The following is a 26444-nucleotide window of genomic DNA, read 5'->3' on the forward strand; positions in this document are numbered from 1 at the left end:
GTGCTTGTTTAGCTGGTAACAGAACAGAAAAAACCCGCCATCCGGCGGGTTTTTTCGTACGCTTTACTCAGTGAGTATCGAATCAGCTGATACCAAATTATTTGGCCGCTTTACGCGCTTTAGCTTCTTCGATAACCTTGTCAGCAACGTTTTGCGGACAAGACGAGTAGTGGCTGAATTCCATAGAGAACTGACCACGACCTGAAGTAATAGTACGCAGGTGACCGATGTAACCGAACATTTCTGACAGAGGAACGTCTGCCTTAATGCGTACACCTGTTGCGCCAGCTTCCTGATCTTTGATCATACCACGACGACGGTTAAGGTCACCGATTACATCACCAACGTTGTCTTCCGGGCTGAACACGTCAACTTTCATGATTGGTTCAAGAAGCTGAGGACCGGCCTTTGGAATAGACTGACGGAATGCACCTTTCGCTGCGATTTCGAACGCGATAGCTGATGAGTCAACTGCGTGGAAACCACCGTCGAACAGTTCAACTTCAACGTCCAGAACCGGATAACCAGCCAGAACACCTTGATCCATCATAGACTTAAAGCCTTTTTCGATGGCCGGGAAGAATTCTTTAGGTACGTTACCACCAACAACGGTAGAGGTGAACGTGAAGCCAGAGTTTTGCTCGCCTGGCTTGATGCGGTAATCGATCTTACCGAACTGACCAGAACCACCAGACTGCTTCTTGTGCGTGTAGCTGTCTTCTACCGGAGTAGTGATAGTTTCACGGTAAGCAACCTGTGGCTGACCTACTTCCAGCTCAACGCCATAAGTACGCTTCAGGATGTCTACTTTGATGTCTAAGTGCAGCTCACCCATACCTTTCAGGATGGTTTCGCCAGAATCTTCGTCAGTTTCAACCTGGAACGACGGATCTTCAGCTACCAGTTTACCGATAGCGATAGACATTTTCTCGTTAGCGCCTTTATCTTTTGGCTTAACAGCAATCGAGATTACCGGCTCAGGGAAGATCATTGGCTCAAGAGTACAAGGGTTCTTAGGATCACACAGAGTATGACCAGTCTGAACGTTCTTCATGCCTACAACGGCAAGAATGTCACCAGCCTGGGCTGATTGTAATTCAGTACGCTCATCTGCGTGCATCTCAACCATACGGCCGATACGCTCAGTTTTACCCGTTGCTGAGTTAAGGATGGTGTCGCCCTTGTTCAGTACACCAGAGTAAATACGGATAAAGGTCAGGGCACCAAAACGGTCGTCCATGATCTTAAACGCTAGTGCGCGGAATGGCTCGTCAGTAGAAACCGTTGCTACTTCACCAGTAGGTTCACCAGTTTCTTCGTCAGTCAGCTCCTGTGGATCAACTTCTGTAGGTGAAGGCAGGAAGTCAACAACAGCGTCCAGTACTAACTGAATACCTTTGTTTTTAAATGCAGAACCACAGTAAGTCGGGAAGAATGACATATCGCGGGTACCTTTACGGATACAACGCTTAAGGTCTTCCAGAGAAGGCTCTTCGCCGTCCATGTAAGCCATCATCAGGTCATCGTCCTGCTCAACAGCAGTTTCAACCAGTTGCTCACGATATTCTTGCGCTTTTTCAACCATGTCTTCAGGAATGTCTACTACTTCGTAGTTTTCTGGCAGGCCAGAGTCATCCCAGATGTAGGCTTTCATGTCGAGCAGGTTAACAACACCTTTGAACTCGTCTTCGATACCAATTGGCAGGGTCATAACTAACGGGTTAGCCGCCAGTACGCGTTTAACCTGACCAACAACGCGGTAGAAGTCTGCACCCATACGGTCCAGTTTGTTTACGAAGATAACACGAGCAACTTCTGATTCGTTAGCATAACGCCAGTTGGTTTCAGACTGAGGCTCAACACCGCCTGAACCACAGAATACACCGATACCGCCGTCGAGTACTTTCAGTGAACGATAAACTTCAACAGTGAAGTCAACGTGTCCTGGAGTATCGATGATGTTCATGCGGTGATCTTTCCAGAAACAGGTGGTCGCAGCAGACTGGATAGTAATACCACGCTCAGCTTCCTGTTCCATAAAGTCAGTCGTTGACTCACCGTCGTGCACTTCACCGGTCTTATGGATTTTACCGGTAAGTTTCAAAATACGTTCTGTAGTGGTCGTTTTACCCGCGTCTACGTGGGCGAAAATACCAATGTTTCTGTAATGAGATAAGTCTGCCATTAGTTCACTTTCGTTGGTTCAGAGTAAAAAAAACGGCGCGATTATATAGGATTTCCATACCGGATTTATAGTCCTTTATGAAAAAAGACTAAAACTTATCCAGCGAAAACTCGGCCGCTTTCACCTAAATTACTGTTTTAAAAGATAAATCACATCAATTCTTGCGGATCACGGCAACCGTAACCTCATCTCTATTATGATAGAGGTGACGTATAACCATACTTGCGTTGATATTAGCTGACGCTAATTGTGATCCCACCGCTTCAATTGCGGCGCGTACGGTCTCATAGCGACGTTTCATTGGCAATTTTAAATTAAAAATTGCATGGGTTGCCCAGTTACGGGTTAACCAGTTCGCCATCAGCACCGCCACCCTGTCGGGTTTTTCAATCATGTCGCAGACCAGCAACTCAACATGGCCCATCTGCGGACGATACTTAAAACCATCTTCGGCGCGATAGTCTACCAGACCAGTGGCCATCAGGTCATCTGCCATTTTACCATTATCCACGGCTTCAACATGCATATCGCGCGATACTAACTGATAAGTCCAGCCACCAGGGCAGGCTCCCAGATCAACCGCTCTGGCACCAGCGCGGCAAATTGCATCGCGCTGGCGGGCGCTGAGCATGGTTAACAGCGCTTCTTCCAGCTTAAGTGTAGAACGGCTGGGCGCTTTAGGAGGAAACTTTAAACGGCAGATACCGTTTTCAAAAGGACTGCGCATTTTCGCCTGACTCACACCCACATAACAGGCTTCACCAGAGGTAAAAAAGACATGCAAGGCCGCTAAATTAAGTTGCTCTTTGCGGGTGAGAAGCTCTTTAGCACGTAACGCCTGACGTAAAGGCACCGCAAACTTACGGCATAACTTGGCCAGCGCTTTGCCATCTTCGGTATCCGGATAGTCCACAAACAAGGTACCGCAGCGGCTGATATCACTTTGCGCTAAAGCGTGTAATACCGGCCCGATGCGATCTGACTTATCTTCAATGGCAATACTGGCCAGCACTAAAAACATTTGGCGGGGGAAAATAGTATCACTGACCGCTACTTCATTAATAAATTGCTCTGCGTGATCCGGCACATGGAACTGAAAGCGAATATAGCCCTCACCGGCTTTGAATACCGGATACCCATACAGCGCTTTTTGCGTAGCCAGTTCCGTTAGTTCGTTACCAGTATCAACCTCGTACCCGGGGCGGCAATAGGCAATGATACTTTGTTGTGCGTCGTTCATCAGTCATCACTCCCGGGCCTGATTTCAGCGCCGTTATCTGCACCTTTAATCACGCCAATCACCAGGGCTCCCCACCCCAGCATCAGGCAAAGACCGCCAAGCGGAGTGACCGGTCCCAGCCATTTCTGGCCGGTTAATACCAACAGATAAATACTGCCGCTAAACAACACACTGCCAATAATAAACAATAACGCCGCGCGCTTACGCCATACCAGACTGGCCTGAGCGGCCAGTCCGCCCACCAGTAAAATTGCCAGAGCATGGTACATCTGATAACGCACGCCGACCTCAAAAGTGGCCAGCGCGCTGGCGTCCAGAATGTTTTTCAGGCCGTGAGCGCCAAACGCTCCCAGCATTACGCCCAATAACGCCAGCAAAGCGCCGATCATTACATACAGTCTCATACCAGTGCCTCGATAAAAGCGACACTCAGTCTGGCCGCACTTTGGATATGCTCATCCTGAGTAAGGCCACTGGCCTTTCTTGGCTTAAAACTGTGGTCACCATCAGCCAGAAAGGCAGTTTGTACCGCAGAGGACAAACCATAGCTTTCCACTTCTTCACGACGGCCAAAGGTATCCCGTTCTCCCTGAATGATCAGCAGTGGCTTTTCCAGCGCCAGCAGATGCTCGGTGCGCAGTTTTTCTGGTTTGCCCGGCGGGTGGAAAGGATAGCCAAGTGCAATAGCACCCAACGCTTTGGATTGCTCAAGGATCAAGGTGGCAACCCGGCCACCCATACTTTTGCCGCCAATGAACAATGGCAAATCCGGCCATTTAGCCTGCACGTTTTCAATCATGGTATGAAAACGCTCTTCCAGTTTCGGCATTTTATCCGGCGGGCGCTTTTTGCCGGTTTCCTTAATGATTTCCATGTACGGAAAATTAAACCGTACTACATTAATATTACGTGCAGCCAGTTGCGCAGCCATATCGACCATAAACTCTGACTCTGCTCCGGCACCGGCCCCATGGGCTAAAATTACGGTGGCTACCGGTTTAGCCGGCGTGTCGACATACCACTCAGACAAAAGCTTGTTCCTCTTTAACTAAATTGATTACCCATTCACGAAATGCGGCAATCTTACCAGATTCACCCTGCCCTTCGTGATACACCAGGTAATAAGCGTCCCGACTTTCTAATTTCTCTTCAAAAGGCATTATCAGCCTGCCGGCATCCAGTTCAGGCTTGGCCAGTACAGAATTACCCAGGGCAATCCCCTGCCCCAGTGCGGCAGCCTGCATAACCATCATGGAATGGCTGAAAACCGGGCCCTGATTAACGTTAACACCGGCCACTTTGAAATGCTGTAACCACATTTTCCAGATAGCACGGCTGGAATCGTGTAACAGCACATGATGCTTCAGATCCGAAAGTGTTTTAAGCGGTTTACTGCCCTGAAACAAACTGGGTGAACACAGCGGGGTTAAAAATTCGGTGTGCAGTTTGTCCGCCTGAATACCGTTCCAGCGCCCGCGGCCATAGTAAATGGCAACGTCGATATCATCGGTCAGGAAGCCTTCATCAAAATCGATAGCTTTCAGGCGAACATCAATGTCCGGGAATAGCTGACTAAACTGACTGATCCTGGGAACCAGCCACTGACTGGCAAAACTCGGCGGAGTAGCAACAGTGATAGCCCCTTTACTGCCGCGGGCCAGCAGCCGTTCGGTAGCATCCTGGAGGTTTTTAAAAATATCTTTCAGTTCTAAAAAGTATGCCTGCCCTTCTTCGGTAAGCAGCAAAGTGCGATTACGCCGGATGAATAATTTCAGCGATAAGAAATCTTCTAATGCCTTAATTTGATGGCTCACCGCTGCCTGTGTAACAAACAACTCGTCGGCCGCGCGGGTAAAGCTCAAATGGCGCGCCGCGGCTTCAAAGGCTTTGAGCGCATTTAAGGGAGGTAAACGGCGTTGCATCAGGCACCACGGCTAGTATGACAGGACAATGAAACACTCATAAGTTTTTCTAATCCAAACAAGGTAATTTTTTTCATTTTTCAGGATTACATAAACTGTCTATTATTCACCCGAAATTTGAAAAATCTTCTTTTAACGCAGAAGGTTAAGATAATTCGAAAATGTTAATTTTTAACATTTTTACTACAACCAACTTTATTAATTTATTTAGGTGTGAATATGAAAAAACAACTTACAGCAGTCTTTATGCTGGCCACTATGGGCTGGTCGGTTACCACTTTAGCAAACGAACTACAGGCAACTCAATTACAGCCTGTTAACACTGCCATGGTGTCGGTTGAAATCAGTATTGATCAACCCGTGCTCAACATTGAATCGAGCATTATCAATCAGGTTAACGAAACCCTGCAACAACACTCAAAAACTAACGGCGCTATGCTTATCGCTCGCGAAAGCAGTCTGCTGCCCAACCAGGAAGCAAATACTCGCACTGAGTAAAACCTGGCCTTCACACCTGGCAAATGCTGTGCAGAGACACTCTGCACGGCATTTCAGGTCTTCCTTCATTACTTACTGAGCACTGGTATCCAACGGCGCAAACTGTTTAACCAGCTCATCAACCGCTTTCATTTGTTCCAGATATCCCTCTAATTTAGATAACGGCAACGCACAAGGGCCGTCACATTTGGCCTCATCCGGATTCGGGTGTGCTTCAATAAACAGTCCGGCCAGACCCAAAGCCATACCACTGCGCGCTAATTGCGCTGCCTGAGCCCGTCTGCCATCTGCCGAAGTCTCTCTGCCGCCCGGCTTCTGCAACGCATGGGTCGCATCAAAGATAACCGGTGCATACTCTTTCATGGCATCCATACCCAGCATATCAACCACCAGGTTGTTATAACCATAGCAACTACCACGTTCGCAGAGGATAATCTTATCGTTACCTGCTTCGCCAAATTTCTTAATGATATGACGCATTTCATGAGGCGCAAGAAACTGTGGTTTCTTAACATTAACAACAGCGCCGGTCTCTGCCATAGCAACTACCAGATCGGTTTGCCGGGCAAGAAACGCAGGAAGTTGGATCACATCCACCACCTCGGCCACCGGGGCTGCCTGATAAGGTTCATGCACATCAGTAATGATGGGCACATTGAAGGTACGCTTAATTTCTTCAAAGATTTTAAGGCCTTCTTCCATGCCAGGGCCACGATATGAGTGCACCGACGAGCGGTTGGCTTTGTCGAAAGACGCCTTAAAGACATAAGGAATATTAAGCTTGCTGCACACTTCTACGTAGTGTTCAGCAATCTGCATCGCCAGATCACGTGATTCGAGTACGTTCATTCCGCCAAACAGAACGAAAGGCTTATCGTTGGCAACAGGGATGTCAGCCACGGTTACCTGATTAATTTTAGTCATAAACAATTTCCGGTTATAAGAAAAACACCTGTTTGGTGACAGCGACTTTGGCTGTTAATCCCAGCACAACAAGCGCCGCTAAAAATGCACCCCATTTTAGTGGCGGCGTTTTTGCCCGCTTAAGTGCCATCATGCCAAGGCCAACATAGGCAATTACGCCAATAACCTTGAATGTCAGCCAGCCATTAACAAAAGGATACTGAGCGAGAATAACGCATAACCAAATCGCACTCAGTAATAAAACGGTATCAATAATGTGGGGAACAATTTTAACCCACTTCTTTTGCAGAAAGCCGGGGTTCATCTGACCGTACAAAAAGCGGATAACAAATAGCAAAATACTTAAGCCCACTGCGGTTAAATGCAGGTGTTTAGCCATCATGTACATAGAACTAGCACTCCTTGATTTATTGTTGTTATTACCGGTTAACAGCGATTAACCGGCGTATTGAGCCTGAATCCCCTCAAACCTGTCGATATGCTTTAAAAACAGATCGATTAAAGCCGGATCAAATTGCTTGCCTGCGGCTTTTTTAAGGGTATCCACTGTTTCCTCCAGCGACCAGGCTGGCTTATAGCTGCGTTTATTACGCAACGCATCATAGGCATCCAGAATAGCCAGCATACGGCTTTGCAAACTAATGTCATTGCCAGCCAGGCCGTCTGGGTAGCCATTGCCGTCCCACCTTTCGTGGTGATGACGAGCCAATTGTGCAGCCAGTCTGATTACCGGCCGTTTGGAATCTTTAAAAATCAGATAGCCAAATTCGGCATGCTTTTGTATCTGATGATATTCCTCATCCGTTAACGGAGCGTCTTTATTCAACAACGAATACGGCACGAATGAATTACCTACGTTATGCAGCGGCAAGGCGGTGAGAAACTGCTGAATCTCCGCTTCGGGCATCCCCGCCAACCGGGCAAAAAGCTCACTCATGTGATTTAAGCGCTGGGCATGGTACTCGTCGGTTACACGGCTGTCCATGGCATCCCCCAAGCGCTGCACTATCTCGTAGTGGGTTTCATTCAGCTCGGCGCTGTCGAGCAGATTATCAAACGCCAGTTGCACATTTTTGGTAAACTTTTGCACCAGTCGTTTATCAATATCATTCACCGGACGAGGCAAGCCGGTTAAAAACAGCAATGAGCCATGATTTTTGTTACTTCGGCAGTAAGCCACTAAATGCTCCTCGGCATATACGACTTGTTGTTCCCGAAGTGCATCCTGACAAAGCTGATATTCAAACTCGTTAAGGGAATCTTTCAGGCGATTGCCCTCTTTACCGGCGTATTCGCCGTTACCGGCAAAAATATACATTTCGCCGGCCTGACTGGTCGGTTTAGGCAAAGCCACGGCCGAGGTAATGTAAGCGGCGTTTTTTGCCCCACCCAGGATGGAGGCTAATTGCTGGATAAGGCCGCGCATAAAACCTTCCAAAGAACGTGACGAAAATAAATCGGCTGAGGCGTCAATAATTTTCTCAAGACCAGCGCGGGCTTCTTCAATCACGATAATGTCGCGGTAGGAGCGCAGCGCGGCAATGATCACGGTAAACAGCTTCTGTGCGGTGAGTTCTGTTTTTGACTTATAGTCGTTGATGTCATAATTGATGATGACATCTTTTTCCGGCGCCTGGCCGGGCTGACCGGTACGCAGAATGATACGGGTAAAATGGTTTTCGAGATCATTGCGAATATAGTCGGCAACTTTCAGGCCTGCGTCGTCAGACTCCATCACCACATCGAGCAGCACCACAGCAATATCGCTGTGCTCCCGCAATACGCGCTTGGCCTCTTCGCCATCGAAGGCACTCATGAAGGTCAGTGCCCGGCCGTTTAACGTAAAATCATTAAGTGCCAGCTTGGTGATAGCGTGAACTTCAGGTTCATCATCAACAATCAGAACTTTCCAATAGCCTATTTCATTCGACTCTGGTTCATCTTCGTCGGCGACAAATAAAAACTCGTCATCGTTCATTCTGCATTTCCATCCTGTGTGAGCATTTCGTTTCCATTAAGCTTATGTACAAGCTAGGATTTATGCCACTGAGCCAGAGTAATTCTTGGCAACCCGTTGAGGTCGTCGATGCCCCTGCAAGCACTAAATCCTCGCTCTGCAAAGAGCGTTTTTATCGATTCATGCTGAGTATACCCGTGTTCTATTAACAACCAACCATCCGGGGATAAAAAATCGGGAGCATACTGAATAATCTCGCGAATATCTTCCAGACCGTCGGCACCGGCGGTAAGCGCAGAAACCGGCTCAAAACGTACATCGCCCTGTTGCAGATATTCACTGCCAGACTCTACATACGGAGGATTGGTAACAATCAGGTCAAACCGACTGTCTGCCGGAAGTTCAGCAAACCAGTGGCTGAGCAGCCAGTGTACCTCAAGTTGCCCGTTAAGTTGTGCGTTGGCCGCCGCCAGCTCGAGTGCTTCAGTGATGCGGTCTACCCCGGTAACCTGCCAGGCCGGTTGCTCAGTTTTTAATGCCAGCGCGATCGCACCGGTACCGGTGCCAAGATCGCACACGCAGGCAGATTCGGGCAGCTCAAGGGCCAGCGCGGTTTCAACCAATAGCTCAGTTTCAGGGCGCGGGATCAACGTACTTTCATTAACCTTGAGGGTCAGCGACCAGAAATCCCGTGTGCCGGTAAGGTAAGCCACGGGGTATCCCTCGCGGCGTTTGGCAATCAGGTTTTTGTAGCGCGTGTATTGTGCCTCTGACAGGGCTTTATCAGGCCAGGTGAACAGGTAGGTTCGCTGACAATCGAGCACGGCACAAAGCAGCACCCGGCTATCTACGGCCGGTGACTCGCCGTCTTGCAGCTCAGCTGTTGCCCAGGCCAGCGCCTCGGCAATTGTTGCAGCATCGCTATCCTTGCAATGCACGGTTAATCGTCGGCCAGCGAGGCCAGCAGATCAGCCTGATGTTCCTGACGGATAGGTTCTAGCAGCAGGCCCAGATTGCCTTCAATCACTTCGTCGAGGCGATAAAGCGTAAGGTTAATACGGTGGTCCGTTACCCTACCCTGAGGAAAGTTATAAGTGCGGATCCGCTCTGAGCGGTCGCCACTACCTACCAGATTACGCCGCGTAGAGGCTTCTTCAGCCGCTCGCTTATCTTCTTCAATCTGGTTTAAGCGAGCCGACAGCACTGACATCGCCTTGGCGCGGTTTTTATGCTGTGAGCGCTCATCCTGACATTCTACCACCACGCCTGAAGGCAAGTGAGTGATTCGAATTGCGGAGTCGGTTTTGTTAACGTGCTGACCACCAGCACCTGAGGCGCGGAAGGTATCAATACGCAGGTCTGCCGGGTTTATTTCGATGGCTTCAGATTCCGGTATCTCAGGTAATACAGCGACAGTACAGGCTGAGGTATGCACCCTGCCCTGAGATTCGGTTTCCGGCACACGCTGAACACGGTGGCCGCCAGACTCAAACTTCATCACGCCGTATGCGCCATCGCCGGTTACGTTGGCAATCACTTCTTTAAAACCACCATGCTCACCTTCGTTAGCACTGATCATCTCAAGGCGCCAGCCTTTGGCTTCGGCATAGCGACTGTACATACGGAATAAATCGCCGGCAAAAATGGCGGCTTCGTCACCACCGGCACCGGCGCGGATTTCCAGAAAGCAGTTGCGGTCATCGTTAGGATCGCGCGGTAACAACAGGATTTGCAGCTCAGCCTCAAGGCGTTCGATTTCCTGCCTGGCTGTTTTCATCTCTTCCTGGGCCATTTCACGCATTTCTGCGTCATCTTCAGCCATCATTTCTGTGGCTGAGGCTAAATCTTCTTCTGCCTGTTTATAAGCGTTAAAACCCGCTACCACGTCTTCTAACTGGCTAAACTCTTTTGACAAAGCACGGAATTTGTCCTGATCGCCGATAACGCCGGGATCGCTCAACAGCGCCTGCACCTCAGCAAAACGTTCAACCAGATTTTCCAACTTAATGACAACGGATTCTTTCATACTTTTCCTGAAATAAAATACAAATTACCTGGACTCGTCACTGTCCAGTTCAAACACGCGGCTCAGCCACTTAGTGGCGCGCTGATCAACCTGGGTTGATGCATCACGCAACGCGCGAGTGGGCGCATGTAATAAATTATTGGTTAACTTGTAGGCCAGCTCTTCTACCACGGCTTCGGCCGCTTTGCCTTCCTGCAACTGTTTAAGGGCTTTATCGACCAGTTCCTGACGCTGCAGGTTGCCACGATCGCGGTACTGCTTGACCAAATCTACTGTCTGACGCGACTGCTGCCACTGCAGATAGCTCATAACCTGTTGCTGAATAATTTTAACAGCTTCTTCGGCTGCCTGCTCACGGGATGCCATGTTTTGTTGCACTATGTGCTGTAAATCATCCACCGTATATAAGTAGGCGTCACCCAATTCGTTGACCTGGGCTTCAATATCCCTGGGTACAGCAAGGTCGACCATAAACATGGGCAGGTTGCGCCGGTGTTTGAGCGCGTCTTCCACCATCCCTTTACCAATAAGTGGCAGCTGACTGGCAGTGGAGCTGATAACAATATCAAACCTGTGCAGGGTTTCCGGCAACTGGCTCAGGGTCATCACATCAGCCCCCAAACTGGCCGCCAGTGTTTCTGCGCGAGCACGGGTACGGTTTGCTACCGCAAGTTTTTGTACCCCTTGTTCTTTAAGATGCTGAGCGACCAGCTCGATAGTTTCTCCGGCCCCCACCAGCAATACCGAGCGCTCAGGTAAACGAGCAAAAATGTGCTTTGCCAGCTGCACTGCAGCGAATGCCACAGACACCGCGTTGGCACCAATCTCGGTATCGGTTCTTACCCGTTTGGCCACCGCAAAGGTATGCTGGAATAGCTTATCAAACTGAGTGTTTACCATGCCTGAATGCTTGGCATTATTATAGGCTTGTTTGATTTGCCCCAGAATTTGCGGTTCGCCCAGCACCAGTGAATCCAGACCGCTGGCCACTTTCATGACATGCTCAATGGCCGCGGCCTGCTCATAAATGTACGCGTTAGCACTAAGCTGCCTGGCATCAACATTATGAAATTCAGCCAGCCATTCAATCAGTTGATCAGCACAGCTGGTCTCACTGGATACGTAGACTTCAGTGCGATTACAGGTAGAAACAATTACCGACTCATCCACGCCGTTCAGGTGCTTTAATGACGACAACGCCTCAACCAGCGAATCCGGCGTAAACGCAACTTTTTCGCGCAACTCTACCGGAGCAGTTTTGTGGTTAATTCCGAGGGCAATCAGGGTCATGGGGTTCGTTTACGGCTACAATGGAGCGGCATTGTACGAAAAAGCCAAAATGATTGAAAGTGTCGATAGTTCTATGTTCAACTATCGCCTTAATAGATTTTATAGGTTAGCCCGTGTTTCGTCAGGTTTTCATTGTTCTGTTCGTCCTCTTCCTCAGTGCCTGTGCCACACGACCTCAGGCGCCACAAGGCCAGATAAATTTACCGGCTCAGCTGATAAAACTCGACGCCATTAAAAAGTGGAATATCAACGGTAAACTGGCGCTCAGAGAGCCGGAAAAATCAGTGAGTGCCAATCTTCGCTGGCAGGTCAGCGATCCGCTGTTTACTTTCAGGCTAAGTAACTTTCTTGGCGTTACCCTGGTGGATATGGAACAAACAGCAGACGGCGCACGCCTGGAAGCAGACGACCAGGTGTATACCGACCCATCGGCCACAGCCCTGCTCTATCAGACTACCGGCTGGGACATACCGCTTGATCAGCTGCTGAGCTGGGTAAAGGGCGTGCCCCGAGCCGGTGACGACTACACCCTGAACGATAACGGTTTGCTCAAACAGCTCATGCCAGGCTGTCTACAGTGTGCGGGCTGGCAGGTGGATTACGCCCAGTACGGGCAGGTAGACGAAGTTTTCCTGCCGCACAACATCAAACTGACTAATACAGCTCAGCCTGAGCAGTGGATAAAAATAAGAATTTCGCAATGGACACTCAAATAAGTCTCGACTGGTGGCCGAGCCCGGCCAAACTAAACCTGTTTTTGCACATAACAGGACGCAATGATAAAGGCTATCACCTGTTGCAGTCGCTGTTTCAAATGCTCGATGAGGGCGACTCACTGGCTTTTGTTCCCAATGATAGTGGTGACATCCGCCTGGCTACCGCCATTTCCGGAGTTAATACCGAAGATAATTTGATCTACCGGGCTGCCAGGTTACTGCAAAGTCACGTAAATACCCCGCAAGGCTGCGACATTTATATTGAAAAACAATTACCTATGGGCGGCGGGATTGGCGGCGGCTCGTCGAATGCAGCCACCACACTGGTGGCATTGAATTATTACTGGCAGTGTGGTCTGTCCACCGAGACACTGGCTCAACTCGGGTTAAAACTGGGCGCAGATGTACCGATTTTTGTACACGGCAAAACCGCCTTTGCCGAAGGTGTCGGCGAGCAGATCCACCCGATCAGACTCGATGAAAGCTGGTATCTGGTGGTGTTCCCAGGGGTAAACATCAGTACTGCTGAGGTGTTTTCACACCCTGACTTACCTCGCAATACAACCCCCATTGACTGGCAGCATTATACTTTTGATGCAACGCAAAATGATTGTCAGAAAATTGTCTGTAAAAGCCAACCGGAAGTTGCAAAATTATTACAGTGGTTGTTACACTACGCACCGTCGAGGATGACAGGCACAGGCGCGTGCGTATTTGCTACATTTAGTAACCCGGATCAGGCAAAGGCAGTGCAGCAAGCGCTTCCTGAAAACTGGCACGGATTTGTTGCCAAAGGCGTAAATACCTCACCGTTGCAATTAAAATTACAAGAGATGTCCTGAGCCAGAACGACTTACATTGATGGGGTATAGCCAAGTTGGTAAGGCAGCGGGTTTTGATCCCGCCATCCGTAGGTTCGAGTCCTGCTACCCCAGCCACCTCCTACTTAAAATGCACTGAGGAAACACTTGTGCCAGACATGAAGCTCTTTGCAGGTAACGCTGTTCCTGAACTAGCCCAGAAAGTTGCCAATCGCCTCTATACCAAGCTTGGAAATGCCACCGTTGGCCGTTTTAGCGACGGCGAGATCGCAGTAGAAATTCATGAAAACGTCCGTGGCTCGGACGTTTTTATTATCCAGTCTACCTGTGCACCCACTAATGATAACCTGATGGAACTGATCGTGATGATTGACGCCCTGCGTCGCGCATCCGCCGGCCGAATCACCGCGGTTATCCCGTACTTTGGTTATGCCCGTCAGGATCGCCGTGTGCGTTCAGCTCGTGTTCCGATTACGGCGAAAGTGGTTGCAGATTTTCTGTCAAACGTGGGCGTTGACCGGGTGCTGACCATTGACCTGCACGCCGAGCAAATCCAGGGATTCTTCGATGTCCCGGTAGACAACGCATTTGGTACGCCAATCCTGCTGAACGATATGTTTCAGCGCGACTTTGTAGAGCCTATTGTTGTGTCGCCAGACATTGGCGGTGTTGTGCGGGCGCGAGCCACAGCAAAATTACTTAACGATTCTGATCTGGCTATCATCGATAAACGTCGTCCGAAAGCCAACGTTGCTCAGGTAATGAACATTATCGGTGATGTAAAAGACCGCGACTGTATTATTGTTGATGACATGATTGACACCGGTGGTACCCTGGCCAAAGCGGCGGAAGCCCTGAAAGCCCACGGAGCCCGTAAAGTGTATGCTTATGCCACCCATGCTATATTCTCTGGTAATGCTGCCAATAATCTTAAAGAGTCTGTGATTGATGAGATTATTGTAACCGACAGTATTCCATTGAGTACCGACATGGCTGCCATTGGTAAGGTAAAACAACTTACGCTTTCTGAGATGCTGGCTGAAACCATTCGTCGTATCAGCAATGAAGAATCGATTTCAGCGATGTTTGAATACTAAGCATCTGATTTACTTCCTCAAAAGCCAGCTATGCTGGCTTTTTTTATTGGCTGAATTTCGCCCGGTTCAGGCAAAACCGTGAGCGATTGCTATAGTTAAGGCATGGTGGTTAACCGACCTCTTTCTTATATGGCATTATCGCGCGCACTGCTTAGTATCATTTTGTTTTGGCTGATACTTTTCTCCGGTGCCCTTTCCGCATCTCAAAACGCCACGGCGCAGCCTGGCATAATTAATACCTTGCCAGGCGGCGCGACACATGTGCATTTAAACCAAGGCATTTACTACTTTGAAGCCTTCAGCAAAGTCTCGCTTCATCAGATTCAGCAATTACCCGACAACCAATGGCAGTTTCATCCCAACTCATCATTGTTCCTCGGCACCAGCCAGTCTTACATCTGGATAAAAATTACGTTGCAAAGTATGCCGGATGCGCCGCCAGAATGGATTATGACCCTGGACTGGCCGTTAGTTAAATCTATTGACTGGTACCACTACCGGGAATCGACGCAAACACTGATTTCTTCAGGCCAGTTTAATGACTGGCAAATGCCCCCCGATGCGCCAGATGAATTTCCCTTTGCCATACCACTTGTGCTCGACAGCGATACGGCAACCCTGCTCTATTTACGTATTCTACCCTCTGAGAAGGCCCTGTTACCGGTTACGTTATGGCCAGCGGAGTCTTTTTCAGACCATCAGTTGCAACGCAACTGGTACCTTGGTTTATTCTATGGCGTATTATTTGCGATGTTTGGCTACAACCTGTCGCTCTTTATCTTTCTGCGTCACAAAACATTTGCTGCTTACTGTTTTTATGTCGCCAGTATGGCTGCTTACACCTTAATTATGAACGGCGCCGGAATTGCCTGGTTTTGGTCTGATTATCCTATACTACTGGAGTACGCTTACCGTCTTCTGGTGCCCCTCGGCTTTTTTGCCGCTTTAATGTTTATCCGGCAGTTCCTGCAGCTTAAGCACCGGGGGACGTTTCTAAACCGCAGCAGCCAGATTGCCGGTTACCTTTGGCTGGCAATGATATTACTGACGCCGGTCATACCCACGTCGGTACTCATTCCGCTAATCGATGGGTTTGGGCTTATCAACTGCTTGTTTGCCATAAGCGTGTCTGGCTACCTGTGGTTCAAAGGCGATAAGTCAGCTAAATATCTTACGCTTTCCTGGTTTGTACTGGTCGTTAGCACAGTAATTCTAATCCTCGGCCTTAACAACGTTATTCCTTATGTTATCGAGCTACACTACTTGCAAAACGTTGGTGTTACCATTGAAGTCTTATTGCTCTCTATGGCGTTGGCGGAACGCTTCAACCGGGAACGTGAAATGCGCTCTGAAGCCCAGGATGTTGCACTGCAAATGTCCAATGAGGCGGCTAAAGCCAAAGAAAGCGAAATGGCTGCCCAGGAGCGCCTGCTCGGTATTGAGCGACGGGTTAAAGAAGAATTGTAGTTAAAAGTCCACGAGCAAACGCGGGAATTGAAGGTCGCCATGCAAAAGCTGCAAATTATGAACAAAGAGCTGGAGCGATTGAGTTTAACGGATCCTTTAACAGGGCTTGCCAACCGACGCTATTTCGATAAACGGTTTAATGAAGAAGTTCAGCGCGCCAAACGCAGTGAGTCGCTCATTGGTGTGATGATGCTGGATATAGACCACTTCAAACAGATCAATGACACCCTGGGACATCAGGCTGGCGATCATGTCATTCAGTCACTGTCGGCACTGATCCAGCGTGTTAGTGGGCGCGCCAGCGATCTACCCGCCCGGGTAGGTGGCGAAGAATTTTGTTTGTTAGTCTGCAATGAAACGGAAAAACATATAGCCAGACTTGCCGAATCTATACGCGCAAGTGCTGCGGCCGAACTGGTGAAATACCGTGAAGAACCAATACGCTACACCATCAGCATTGGCGCTTATTGCGTTATACCAACAGCAGATACCGATCCGGTAACATTACTCAAAGAAACTGATGATGCCCTTTATCAGGCCAAAAATGACGGCCGCAATCGGGTAGTCTTCATCAGTGCTGTGCCCCCTCACCGCTAAGTTGCGCAGCGTCTGATAAACCGCTAATGTGGTATAACTACCTACCGTAAAAGAGAATTTGGTTTGTTGCCTGATTTGATCACCCTGTTCTGGCCATTGTTGGTCAGTCTGGTTTTAGTCACCTTTTTCCTATCCCTGTTAAACTGGCTGCTATTAAAGCGCCACTCTCATCTAAACGGGGAGCAAAAATTACCTCGTCAACTCACCATGCTGGTAGCCAACATTGTTGGTATTATTACCATCGTGCTGACATTACCCGTCAGTGAAGCCATTCAGAATCAAATCCTCGCTCTGATCGGCATACTACTTTCCGGTATGGTGGCATTCTCTTCCACTTCTATTATGACCAATGTCATGGCGGGACTGGTGTTACGTTTCAATAAACCCTTTAGAGTTGGTGACTTTGTCAGGGTCAATGGTTTCTCCGGCCGGGTTGCCGAAATGGGCTTGCTGGACACCGAAATTCAAACTGAAACCCGGGAGCTCATTTCCTTTGCTAATTCTGTACTCGTTAACAGCCCGCTGACAGTCGTTCGCTCCTCAGGTGCGATTATTTCTGTTGAGCTAAGTCTGGGCTACGAAGTTCACCACTCTAAAGTAGAAAAACACTTGTTATCAGCAGCCAGTCACTGCGGTTTGGAGGACAGCTTTGTGCAGGTCATTGGCTTGGGTGACTATGCCGTGTCTTATCGAGTCGCCGGGTTGCTAACAGATGTGAAAAGCATGCTCAGCGCGCGCTCAAAACTACATAAAGCGGTATTGGACAGTTTACATCAGGCGGGCATCGAAATTGTCTCCCCGGCCTTCACCAATACCCGGCCGCAGGAGCCCGGTAACGTGATGATCCCTGCAGCACCGCGTACTACAAAGAGCGCCAATCATGAAGACAGTCGCCCGGAAGCGGTTATTTTTGACAAAGCAGAAGAAGCTGAAGCCATTCAACAGGACCGTGTCGCCCTTGAAGAACAACTTGCCACCCTGCAAACAGCAATAAAAGATGCCGAGGGTGAAGAAAAAAACCTGTTAAAAGAACAGTTAAACTTTACCAAAACCAAACTCGATGCGCTGAATAACACTCAGCCCAAAGCAGAAGGCAGCTCAGCTCCTGTAGAACAACCTGCACCCAGCCGATTAAGTGACTAGCCAGTAAATAAGGGCAAAAAGACAGCCTTAAACCGTTGCCAGTCCTCAAACTGAGGCATGTGCCCCAACCCTTCCAGCTCAATAAGGTTACCTTGTTGCAGAGTATCGGCAACCTCTTTGCCCAATACCTGATACTGCCCGAGTTTGTACGAAACGCCGGGCTTCTTAAAGGCACGGCCCGGGCCTGTGCGATCGCGGGTGCCAATGATAAGGGTCACCGGTACCGTTAGCTGCGGCAAATCATACACAATGGGCTCACTGAAAATAGGGTTATAAGTCAGTGCATTGTTCATGGCAACGCGCGGATAATCCGGGTGTTTTAACTGGCCGATATGGGGTTCAAGCAGAGCCTGATAAGCTGGCCGCCAATTGCCGTCATAGTAGTTTTTCTGCTGATAACGGCGAATGCTCTGTGGTGTTTTCTTAAGTTCATTGGCCAGAAACACCTGCGGGTCCTGGTAATCGACCCACTTTAAATAATCTTCCAGCCCGATGGGGTTAATTAAAATAAGCCGCGCGGTTTTATCTTTTACATACTTAACCCGAGATCGGCTTAAGCCACGACCATTGAATTACGCTCAACATCAGTAATATCAAGTGATGGCTTGTTTTCCTTGAGGCAGTAAGCAACCAGGCCTGCCATCAGATTAAGCGTAAAACCGTTCATACTGCGATGTCTTGAGTGCTCAATGAATGAAATGTTCTTCAATTGGTCGTTGATGGTTTCAATAATGAAGCGTTTTGAAAGCATTGCTCTGTCCCATAAAGACATCGCTTTTGCTTTCATATTTTTGCGAACCGTGGTGATAAGTTCGACGCCTTTATCAAATAAATTAGCTTCAAGTGCTTTGCTTAAATAGCCCTTGTCTCCGTACAATTTACCCGGTAAATGTTGAGCTAATTCCTCAACAGGTTTTGTGTCATGAACATTACCCGTCGTCACTTTTGCTGCGACTATTTCGCCGTGATGATTGACGATTAAGTGTAGTTTGAAACCATAAAACCAGCCCATGGTGCCTTTTCCTCTTTGTGCAATTCCGTCGAAGGTTTTATGTCTGGGAATGCGAATGTTGTGGCAGACTTTTAAACTCGTTGAGTCAATGAATTCGATGCCTGTAGGCTTGCCCTTAAGCGAACTAAAATAGGCACACATGGGGACAATAGTACGAGGCATCACTTCTAAAAAACGCGTGTAACTGAGTAGAACAGGGAAGTCTTTACGATAAAAAGCGTGAACATACCCCAAGTAATAATTCTTAAAATCACGATGATGTGACATGTGGAAACCGATAATAATGGTCATCATTTCACTCATTGACATACGGCAAGCTCGTTGTCTTTTTCGAGTACCGTCTTCCAGCAGCTGCTTTTGCCATTGAGGGATAAACACTTTGCAAAAATCATCGACATCGCAAAATAATTCTACTAACTTCTTCATGCCTGTTCCTTTTGTTTGATTGAATCGTTCTTGGTCGAAAGATCCGATCTGGGAACAGGCATTTAGTTCAATTTCTTAAACAGGATTGGGGTTACTTAGCAAATTTTACCGCCAGCATGCCGCCCATAGAGTGGCCCACAATGGTCGCCTGCTCAACCTCAAGGTGCTCCAGCAGTTGCCTGGTGTTATTGGCTAACCCGGCAAATGAATACTGGTAATGTTCAGGTTTGCTTGATTTACCAAAACCGATTTGATCGGGAATGATCACCCGGTAAGACATACTCACTAACTCACTGGCAACACGCCCCCAATAGAACCCTGAAAAATTCTTGCCATGTAACAGCACTACCGTTGCTATTGGATCACCTTGTGGTTTGACATCCATAAAAGCCATGGAAAGTGTTTGCCCCTGACTTTCGAAGGTAAATCTATCCACCTCGAAAGGGTAATCAAAATTGTCGAGCGTAGCATTATAAGGGGCAATAGTGTCGTTTTTCGCAGCAGCCTGAACCGGGCAAAGCAGGCTAACCACCAGGACAATTACAGCAATAAGCTGATGAGAAAAGTGCATCTTGTCTTCCTTGTTGTGACTGACAGTTGCAATGTGGTGCTGGCAGCCAAAATAAAACTGCTCGTCGCTGCTCAGCCCCGCTAAGTAGCCTGTTCTAGCATATTGGCTGCAAGCAGGGCCAGAATGGTGCTGTATATTGCAGATTTGCCGGGCTCAGTCGCAAGCGGCAGACTTTGCCGGGTGATTCATTGCCCGTTCAGGCTATGGCCTGCATACTGGTAAACTCAGGTGCTAATTTCACAAGGGAATAATCAATGGAAACTATCCGTGCATTACTCTTAACCCTAGCCATGGCGTACGGGCTCACCGCCTGCGCCGACAGTAAGGAGACGTCGCCAGTGAACCAGGACAATGCCCCCACAACGAACCAGGCTTCGGCGGTGTATACAGGCACCATTGTATATAAAACCTTTGAAGGCGGCTTTTTTGCGTTTATCAGTACTGATAATAAACGCTACACACTGCGACATTTACCCAAAGCGTATCGCCTCGACGGACTGATAGTAGAAATCACCGGCAGCGTAAATAAAGACATTATTACCACCACACAGTTTGGTGACTTACTCGAAGTGGATACCGTGAAAGTGCTGGATGACAGCCATGCCAGGCCACCGGAATCCGGCCCGCGCAAATTAAAATCCCTTTGAGGTTTGTATCTTCAGGCATCGGGTGGTAGAATTCGCCGCCTTTTAATTTAGGGCTGGGTATTATTTACGCCAGATCAGGCTGATTTACCCTATTCATGGCAGATTTTGGTCGCAAAAATCTGTAAACATCAATTATTTTTATTTGGAGACATCTGATGTCTGATGCAATTTTTAATCTGGATGCAGAAGTCCGTACTGACCTGGGGAAAGGTGCGAGCCGCCGCCTTCGTCATGCTGACAAAGTTCCTGCGATCCTTTACGGTGGCGAAGAAGCGCCTGTTTCTTTAACGCTTGATCACAACAAAGTGATCAACGCGGCTGATTTCGAAGCGTTCTACTCACACGTTCTGACCCTGAACATCGGTGGTAAGAAAGTTGAAGCGCTGCTGAAAGACGTTCAACGTCACCCGTTCAAGCCTAAGATTACTCACCTGGATTTCCAACGTGTAATCGCTGGTCAGGACGTACACACGTCTGTTCCAATCCACTTCATCAACGAAGAAAAATGCCAGGCCGTTAAAGACGGTGGTATTGCTGAACACCACGTAAACGAAGTTGAAATCACTTGTCTGCCTAAAGACCTGCCTGAGTTCATCGAAGTAGACATGGCTAACGTTGAAATGGATCAAACTCTGCACCTGTCAGATCTGACTCTGCCAGCAGGCGTTTCTTCTGTTGAACTGGGTAAAGACGACGAAGCACACGACCTTGCTGTGGTAACTATCAAGCCAGCGCCAAAAGCGCCAGCCGCTGACGAAGCAGAAGGTGAAGAAGACGCTACTGAGGAATAATCCCCTTGGCAGACATTCGTCTTATTGTGGGCCTGGGTAATCCAGGCCCCGAATACGAACAAACACGCCACAATGCGGGAGCGTGGTTTTTACAAGAACTCGCATCGACGTTTAACACCTCTCTTTCTCCTGAAAGCAAATTCTTTGGCAAAACCGCCCGAATTACCATTGCTGGCCAGGACATCCGTTTGCTCTACCCCACCACATTTATGAACAAAAGCGGGCAATCTGTTGCCGCGCTGGCTAATTTTTATCGTATTGAGCCCTCACAAATGCTGGTTGCTTTCGATGAGCTGGATTTACCTCCCGGGGTTGCCAAATTTAAAATGGGCGGCAGTTCCAGCCAGAACGGTATTCGCGATATTGTCTCGCGGATGGGTAATAACCGTGAATTTTTGCGCCTGCGCATTGGCATTGGCCATCCGGGCCATAAAAGCAAGGTAACCGGCCATGTGCTGGGTAAGCCCGCGCAGCAGGAAAGAGCAGCCATTGAACAAGCGATCGATGAAGCAGTTCGTTGTACCGAAATTTTACTTAAAAACGATTTGAAAATGGCGCAAAATCGCCTTCATAGTTTTAAAGCAGATAATTAACTTCAAATTTTCAAGGGCTCCATTATGGGATTTAAATGTGGCATTGTCGGCCTGCCAAATGTTGGTAAGTCAACGCTATTCAATGCATTAACCAAAGCGGGTATCGAGGCTGCAAACTTTCCGTTCTGTACCATTGAACCCAATACCGGTGTGGTACCGGTGCCGGATCTGCGCTTAGACAAGCTGGCAGAAATCGTTAATCCTCAGCGCGTGATCCCTACCACCATGGAATTCGTGGACATTGCAGGACTGGTAGAAGGTGCTTCCAAGGGGGAAGGTCTGGGTAACAAATTCCTGGCGAATATCCGTGAAACCGACGCTATCGGCCACGTAGTACGCTGTTTTGACAATGAAAACATTGTTCACGTTGCTGGCAAAGTGAGCCCTAAAGACGATATTGATATCATTAATACCGAACTGGCACTGGCTGACCTGGAAACCACCGAGAAAGCCATTCACCGTGTAGCCAAACGCGCCAAAGGCGGTGATGCGGATGCCAAGTTCGAATTGAAAGTGCTGGAAAAAATTAAACCCACACTGGACGAAGGCAACCTGTTACGCTCACTGGAGCTTAGCAAGGAAGAGCTGGCTGCCATCAGCTACATGAACATGCTTACCCTAAAGCCAACCATGTACATCGCTAACGTCAACGAAGACGGCTTTAAAAACAATCCGTACCTCGATGAAGTGCGCGCCATTGCAGTAGGCGAGAATGCCGTGGTAGTTGCCGTATGTGCGGCGATTGAGTCTGACATCGCCGAGTTGGACGATGAAGACCGCGAAGAGTTTATGGCCGACATGGGCCTGGAAGAGCCAGGACTTAACCGCGTTATCCGAGCTGGTTACAACCTGCTGACGCTGCAAACCTATTTTACCGCCGGGGTAAAAGAAGTGCGTGCCTGGACCTTCCCTGAAGGCTCAACGGCACCGCAGGCAGCCGGTAAGATCCACACCGACTTCGAAAAAGGCTTTATCCGCGCTGAAATCGTTGGCTACGACCACTTTGTGGAGTTTAACGGTGAACAAGGAGCCAAAGACGCTGGTAAATGGCGTTTGGAAGGCAAAGACTACATCGTTAAAGACGGCGATGTTATCCACTTCCGCTTCAATGTGTAAAAATTAGCGGTCTTAAGCCAGAAAATTTTAAAAAGCTCTCACTGACGAGGGCTTTTTTATTGCCTGATTAAAAGAAATAATGCGCTTTGAATTCTCCTGAATAAGGTTAAAATAGCGCCTTCTGAGCCGGTTTTGACTGAATTTCAAGCGCTGGCGCACAGATATTAGGCAGTTGAACAAATGTGTTAAAAAAGGGGTTGACGACCCAACGCCATATACGCATAATACGCGCCACTTCCTGAGAGGGAAGTAAACAATCGGAGGCTACGTAGCTCAGTTGGTTAGAGCACATCACTCATAATGATGGGGTCGCAAGTTCGAATCTCGCCGTAGCCACCATTCTCGCAAACCCAGTCCATGGGTTTTTTATTGTGCGAGACACTGCGCGGAAGTGGTGGAATTGGTAGACACGCTGGATTTAGGTTCCAGTGCTTCACGGCGTGAGAGTTCAAGTCTCTCCTTCCGCACCATTTGGGGTATAGCCAAGTTGGTAAGGCAGCGGGTTTTGATCCCGCCATCCGTAGGTTCGAGTCCTGCTACCCCAGCCATTATTTCGTTAAGTTGATGCAATATCAGCTAACACCCAGTTGATTGGGGTATAGCCAAGTTGGTAAGGCAGCGGGTTTTGATCCCGCCATCCGTAGGTTCGAGTCCTGCTACCCCAGCCATATTACAGAACGCCAGTCTTACGACTGGCGTTTTTGTTTTCAGACTTCTCACGATTTGCCACTTGCTTGTGGTACATTTTTGTCATCACCTCATTACGATGTCTTTTGCAATGCCTGACAACCTGTCTGCAAAACTTAGTAAACTAATAACCCTCCTAATGTTTTTAATTGTCTCAGAGGCTATTTCAGCGCCCGTGATGCAAACCGCAGCGCTCGATGGGCAGTCACGTAGCTGGCGCCTGTTTTTGCCAGATGGCATCAAGGAGGGTGTTGAATACCCTTTGGTGTTTAATTTTCATGGCACTGGTTCGACACCAGAGCAGATTGCCGAGTTAAATGAATTGGAGAGCCTGGCAGAACAGCATAAATTTATCGTAGTCGCGCCCAAAGCAGAATTCAGCTATGAGGCTGGTGGTCGTCACACCTGGAATGTTGAGCAACTTGATAGCCCGTATAATGACGTGGCGTTCATTAAAGGGCTCATTGCTCATCTGGCGCAGCGCTACCCTATCAATACCGCTCGTATTTATGCTACCGGCTTTTCCGGCGGTGCGCGTATGAGCAGCCGGCTGGCCTGCGATTTGGCAGACACCTTTGCCGCTATCGCTCCCATTGCGGGCGTTCGCTTTGCCGATAATTGCGCGCCGACCAGGGCTATGCCTGTACTCACTTACCACAGCACTCAGGATCCGGTAAATCATTACCAGCATCAGACCGACTCACCGCGTTACTGGCACGAAGGTGTAGAACCGGCCATTCAGGGTTGGGCTAAGTTTAATGGCTGTGAGAACACCTCTACCACTACTGTTCGCCCAGGCATCACTAAAACCGCCTGGTCTGACTGCCGTGACGACGTAGAAGTGATTTTTTACCGTTCAGAACAGGGCGGCCATACGTGGCCTGGCAGCCCCAAAGCTGACATCCTGTCAAAGTATGGCCTGGGCAGTACCGATGACTTGCCCATGTCCGAAACCATCTGGGCATTTTTAAGGCAATATCAGCGCCAGTAATAAACTCAAAATGCTATTATGCCGGGCAAACTGTGGTTTTTGCTTTACAGTCCAGGCTTTGGTCGGCACACTAAATCTATTCCCTCCTTATAATAATTAAACAGGAACTCTTCAGTGCTCAACGACATCGTTGCGTTTATTAATAATATTCTCTGGGGTAACGGCCAGGTTCTTATTTATATGCTGCTCATTTGCGGCGTGTGGTTTACCGTGCGACTTGGCGGTGTGCAAATTAAACATTTTGGCCATATGTTCAGTCTGCTGAAAGGCAGTACCAGTAGCAATAAAGAAGGCATAAGTTCATTCCAGGCACTGTGTACCAGTTTGTCAGCACGGGTGGGCACAGGTAACCTGGCAGGCGTAGCCGTAGCTATTTCACTCGGTGGTGCCGGCAGTATTTTCTGGATGTGGGTTATTGCGTTACTGGGTATGGCAACCGGCTTTGCAGAGAGTGTGCTGGGCCAGTTGTATAAGGTTAAAGATGACCACGGCGAATTCCGTGGCGGGCCGGCTTATTACATTAAGCAAGGTCTGAATAAAACCTGGCTGGCAGTGGCGTTTTCACTTTGCTTATTTTTAGGTTATGGCTTTATCTTTTCCGCTGTACAGGCCAATACCATCACCGATGCGCTGAATGCCGCCTACGACATTCCCACCAGCTATTCAGGTATCGCGATTATCGCCCTGGCAGCGCTCATTGTAGTGGGCGGTTTACGCGGTATAGCCCGCTTTGCAGAATGGGTAGTGCCGTTTATGGGCATCAGTTACGTTCTTGCTGCCCTGCTGGTGTGCGCTATCAATATTACCGAACTACCAGCCATGCTGATGAATATTATTCAGTCTGCCTTCGGTTTACAGGAAGCTGGCGCCGGCGCGATGGGCGCGGCGGTGAAAAACGGTATTCAGCGTGGGTTATATTCTAACGAAGCCGGTTCAGGCAGCGTACCTCACGCGGCTGCGAGTGCTGCGCCGAATCCGAATCACCCGGTTTCCCAGGGCTATATTCAAATGCTCGGCGTCTTTCTGGACACCATGGTGCTATGTACAGCTACGGCATTTATTATTTTACTTGCCGGCGGCTCCAGCAGCGAACAGATGGAAGGGATCCGTTTAACCCAATCTGCTATGGAGACGCATATTGGTGCCGGTGGCGCTGATTTCGTTGCCGCGGCTATTTGCTTTTTTTCGTTTACTTCTGTGGTGGCCAACTACGCTTACGGTGAAAGTAACCTGCACATGTTTAAGCTCGATAACAAAATGGGCCGAATTGTTTATACCTGCGGATATCTGGCGATGATTTTCTGGGGCTCCATGGCGGCCTTGCCGGAAGTGTGGGCGGCGGCGGATATGGCTCTGGGCCTGATGTCGGTGATTAATATTATTGCCATCATGTGGATGACCCCCACTATTGTCAGTATCAGTAAGGATTACTTTAATAAACGCGAGCGGGGCGAAACGCCGGAATACAAAACCGGCGACTGTGAGATTCAGGGTAAAACTGAAGACGGTATCTGGTAATTAAAAACAGGGCCTGATTAGTCAGGCCCTGTTTGCCCTAGGCCGGATGCCACTTATATTTCGCGAAGGCTTTATCCACCGGTGTATCGGCCAGATGGTTAATGTAATTAACCTGAGCTTCGGATAAGAAGTTAAGAAATCGAAGGAACTAAACGCTCGTTCCCTGATCCGATCATTCGACCAAGAGTAATTGGTCCAAAAAGAAGGAA

27 protein-coding genes and 5 tRNA genes are annotated in these 26444 nt (G+C 48.7%); 18 read left to right on the forward strand and 14 right to left on the reverse strand.

What is annotated here, in order from left to right:
• Positions 1–97: 97 nt before the first annotated feature.
• The 5 genes from fusA to AC566Q_RS15955 form a co-directional block, all read right to left on the reverse strand.
• Positions 98–2185, reverse strand: coding sequence for an elongation factor G (gene fusA / locus AC566Q_RS15935; RefSeq protein ID WP_499607997.1), 2088 nt, complete (start codon positions 2183–2185; stop codon positions 98–100).
• Positions 2186–2339: 154 nt separating this feature from the next.
• Entirely contained in the window at positions 2340–3425 is a 1086-nt protein-coding gene (gene rlmM, locus AC566Q_RS15940; RefSeq protein ID WP_499607998.1) for a 23S rRNA (cytidine(2498)-2'-O)-methyltransferase RlmM, read from the reverse strand.
• The gene (locus AC566Q_RS15945) at positions 3425–3829 is read right to left on the reverse strand and encodes a DUF423 domain-containing protein (protein ID WP_123327003.1); all 405 of its coding nucleotides are present in this window, start codon (positions 3827–3829) and stop codon (positions 3425–3427) included. Before AC566Q_RS15945 ends, rlmM begins: the two co-directional genes overlap by 1 nt.
• Positions 3826–4455, reverse strand: coding sequence for an alpha/beta family hydrolase (locus tag AC566Q_RS15950; protein WP_499608001.1), 630 nt, complete (start codon positions 4453–4455; stop codon positions 3826–3828). Before AC566Q_RS15950 ends, AC566Q_RS15945 begins: the two co-directional genes overlap by 4 nt.
• Positions 4448–5347, reverse strand: coding sequence for a transcriptional regulator GcvA (locus tag AC566Q_RS15955; RefSeq protein ID WP_123327001.1), 900 nt, complete (start codon positions 5345–5347; stop codon positions 4448–4450). Before AC566Q_RS15955 ends, AC566Q_RS15950 begins: the two co-directional genes overlap by 8 nt.
• 219 nt (positions 5348–5566) lie before the next feature.
• Between AC566Q_RS15955 and AC566Q_RS15960 the strand changes: the two genes are divergently transcribed.
• Positions 5567–5845, forward strand: coding sequence for a hypothetical protein (locus AC566Q_RS15960; protein WP_499608004.1), 279 nt, complete (start codon positions 5567–5569; stop codon positions 5843–5845).
• Positions 5846–5917: 72 nt separating this feature from the next.
• On the opposite strand, the gene kdsA is transcribed toward AC566Q_RS15960, so the two are convergent.
• Genes kdsA through hemA form a run of 6 tightly spaced genes read right to left on the reverse strand, consistent with a single transcriptional unit; the run spans position 5918 to position 12042 of the window.
• Positions 5918–6769: a 3-deoxy-8-phosphooctulonate synthase gene (gene kdsA / locus AC566Q_RS15965; protein WP_105935500.1), complete on the reverse strand. Its 852-nt coding sequence runs from the start codon at positions 6767–6769 to the stop codon at positions 5918–5920.
• Between the two features lie 13 nt (positions 6770–6782).
• The gene (locus tag AC566Q_RS15970; protein ID WP_499608008.1) at positions 6783–7157 is read right to left on the reverse strand and encodes a SirB2 family protein; all 375 of its coding nucleotides are present in this window, start codon (positions 7155–7157) and stop codon (positions 6783–6785) included.
• A gap of 48 nt (positions 7158–7205) precedes the next feature.
• Positions 7206–8747 carry a DUF3369 domain-containing protein gene (locus tag AC566Q_RS15975; RefSeq protein WP_499608012.1) on the reverse strand — a complete coding sequence of 514 codons (1542 nt, stop codon included), beginning with the start codon at positions 8745–8747 and terminating at the stop codon, positions 7206–7208.
• Positions 8748–8800: 53 nt separating this feature from the next.
• Positions 8801–9664 (reverse strand): peptide chain release factor N(5)-glutamine methyltransferase, encoded by an 864-nt coding sequence (gene prmC / locus AC566Q_RS15980; RefSeq protein WP_499608016.1) that lies wholly within the window; start codon positions 9662–9664, stop codon positions 8801–8803.
• A 2-nt stretch (positions 9665–9666) separates the two neighbouring features.
• Positions 9667–10752: a peptide chain release factor 1 gene (prfA, locus tag AC566Q_RS15985; RefSeq protein WP_499608018.1), complete on the reverse strand. Its 1086-nt coding sequence runs from the start codon at positions 10750–10752 to the stop codon at positions 9667–9669.
• Positions 10753–10776: 24 nt separating this feature from the next.
• Complete coding sequence (hemA, locus tag AC566Q_RS15990) at positions 10777–12042, reverse strand: glutamyl-tRNA reductase (RefSeq protein WP_499608021.1); 1266 nt, start codon at positions 12040–12042, stop codon at positions 10777–10779.
• Between the two features lie 113 nt (positions 12043–12155).
• On the opposite strand from hemA, the gene lolB reads away from it, so the two are divergent.
• The 7 genes from lolB (at position 12156) to AC566Q_RS16025 (ending at position 17883) form a co-directional block, all read left to right on the forward strand.
• Positions 12156–12758, forward strand: a complete 603-nt coding sequence (lolB, locus tag AC566Q_RS15995) for a lipoprotein insertase outer membrane protein LolB (protein ID WP_499608024.1) — start codon at positions 12156–12158, stop codon at positions 12756–12758.
• Positions 12743–13600 carry a 4-(cytidine 5'-diphospho)-2-C-methyl-D-erythritol kinase gene (gene ispE / locus AC566Q_RS16000; protein WP_499608027.1) on the forward strand — a complete coding sequence of 286 codons (858 nt, stop codon included), beginning with the start codon at positions 12743–12745 and terminating at the stop codon, positions 13598–13600. The genes lolB and ispE overlap by 16 nt, the downstream gene beginning before the upstream one ends.
• 20 nt (positions 13601–13620) lie before the next feature.
• Positions 13621–13696, forward strand: a tRNA-Gln gene (locus AC566Q_RS16005).
• A gap of 32 nt (positions 13697–13728) precedes the next feature.
• Positions 13729–14676 carry a ribose-phosphate pyrophosphokinase gene (locus AC566Q_RS16010; RefSeq protein ID WP_499608030.1) on the forward strand — a complete coding sequence of 316 codons (948 nt, stop codon included), beginning with the start codon at positions 13729–13731 and terminating at the stop codon, positions 14674–14676.
• Between the two features lie 261 nt (positions 14677–14937).
• The gene (locus AC566Q_RS16015; protein ID WP_499608032.1) at positions 14938–16143 is read left to right on the forward strand and encodes a 7TMR-DISM family protein; all 1206 of its coding nucleotides are present in this window, start codon (positions 14938–14940) and stop codon (positions 16141–16143) included.
• Between the two features lie 39 nt (positions 16144–16182).
• Positions 16183–16740, forward strand: coding sequence for a GGDEF domain-containing protein (locus AC566Q_RS16020; protein ID WP_499608035.1), 558 nt, complete (start codon positions 16183–16185; stop codon positions 16738–16740).
• 66 nt (positions 16741–16806) lie between these two features.
• A complete protein-coding gene (locus tag AC566Q_RS16025) occupies positions 16807–17883 on the forward strand; it encodes a mechanosensitive ion channel family protein (RefSeq protein ID WP_499608039.1) in 1077 nt (358 codons plus the stop codon).
• Here AC566Q_RS16025 and AC566Q_RS16030 read toward each other — a convergent pair.
• From AC566Q_RS16030 to AC566Q_RS16040, 3 genes are all read right to left on the reverse strand, one after another.
• Positions 17880–18329: an alpha/beta fold hydrolase gene (locus tag AC566Q_RS16030; protein ID WP_499608042.1), complete on the reverse strand. Its 450-nt coding sequence runs from the start codon at positions 18327–18329 to the stop codon at positions 17880–17882. The two genes, AC566Q_RS16025 and AC566Q_RS16030, sit on opposite strands and share 4 nt — an antisense overlap.
• A 107-nt stretch (positions 18330–18436) precedes the next feature.
• Positions 18437–19321 carry an IS982 family transposase gene (locus AC566Q_RS16035; protein WP_105932938.1) on the reverse strand — a complete coding sequence of 295 codons (885 nt, stop codon included), beginning with the start codon at positions 19319–19321 and terminating at the stop codon, positions 18437–18439.
• A gap of 91 nt (positions 19322–19412) precedes the next feature.
• The gene (locus tag AC566Q_RS16040; RefSeq protein WP_499608045.1) at positions 19413–19892 is read right to left on the reverse strand and encodes an alpha/beta fold hydrolase; all 480 of its coding nucleotides are present in this window, start codon (positions 19890–19892) and stop codon (positions 19413–19415) included.
• Between the two features lie 254 nt (positions 19893–20146).
• On the opposite strand from AC566Q_RS16040, the gene AC566Q_RS16045 reads away from it, so the two are divergent.
• The 10 genes from AC566Q_RS16045 (at position 20147) to AC566Q_RS16090 (ending at position 26235) form a co-directional block, all read left to right on the forward strand.
• The gene (locus AC566Q_RS16045) at positions 20147–20539 is read left to right on the forward strand and encodes a hypothetical protein (protein ID WP_499608048.1); all 393 of its coding nucleotides are present in this window, start codon (positions 20147–20149) and stop codon (positions 20537–20539) included.
• Between the two features lie 155 nt (positions 20540–20694).
• Positions 20695–21330: a 50S ribosomal protein L25/general stress protein Ctc gene (locus tag AC566Q_RS16050; RefSeq protein ID WP_499608050.1), complete on the forward strand. Its 636-nt coding sequence runs from the start codon at positions 20695–20697 to the stop codon at positions 21328–21330.
• A gap of 5 nt (positions 21331–21335) precedes the next feature.
• On the forward strand, positions 21336–21923 hold the full coding sequence (gene pth / locus AC566Q_RS16055) for an aminoacyl-tRNA hydrolase (protein ID WP_499608052.1): 588 nt from the start codon (positions 21336–21338) through the stop codon (positions 21921–21923).
• Between the two features lie 24 nt (positions 21924–21947).
• Positions 21948–23039 (forward strand): redox-regulated ATPase YchF, encoded by a 1092-nt coding sequence (gene ychF, locus AC566Q_RS16060; protein WP_499608056.1) that lies wholly within the window; start codon positions 21948–21950, stop codon positions 23037–23039.
• Between the two features lie 262 nt (positions 23040–23301).
• Positions 23302–23378, forward strand: a tRNA-Met gene (locus tag AC566Q_RS16065).
• Positions 23379–23424: 46 nt separating this feature from the next.
• Positions 23425–23509: transfer RNA gene (locus tag AC566Q_RS16070), tRNA-Leu, on the forward strand.
• A 2-nt stretch (positions 23510–23511) separates the two neighbouring features.
• Positions 23512–23587 (forward strand) — tRNA-Gln (locus AC566Q_RS16075).
• Between the two features lie 44 nt (positions 23588–23631).
• Positions 23632–23707, forward strand: a tRNA-Gln gene (locus AC566Q_RS16080).
• 197 nt (positions 23708–23904) lie between these two features.
• Positions 23905–24717 (forward strand): CE1 family esterase, encoded by an 813-nt coding sequence (locus AC566Q_RS16085; protein WP_499617528.1) that lies wholly within the window; start codon positions 23905–23907, stop codon positions 24715–24717.
• A gap of 114 nt (positions 24718–24831) precedes the next feature.
• Positions 24832–26235 (forward strand): alanine/glycine:cation symporter family protein, encoded by a 1404-nt coding sequence (locus tag AC566Q_RS16090; protein ID WP_499608060.1) that lies wholly within the window; start codon positions 24832–24834, stop codon positions 26233–26235.
• Positions 26236–26444 lie beyond the last annotated feature (209 nt).

It is taken from the genome of Alteromonas sp. H02, assembly GCF_059682525.1.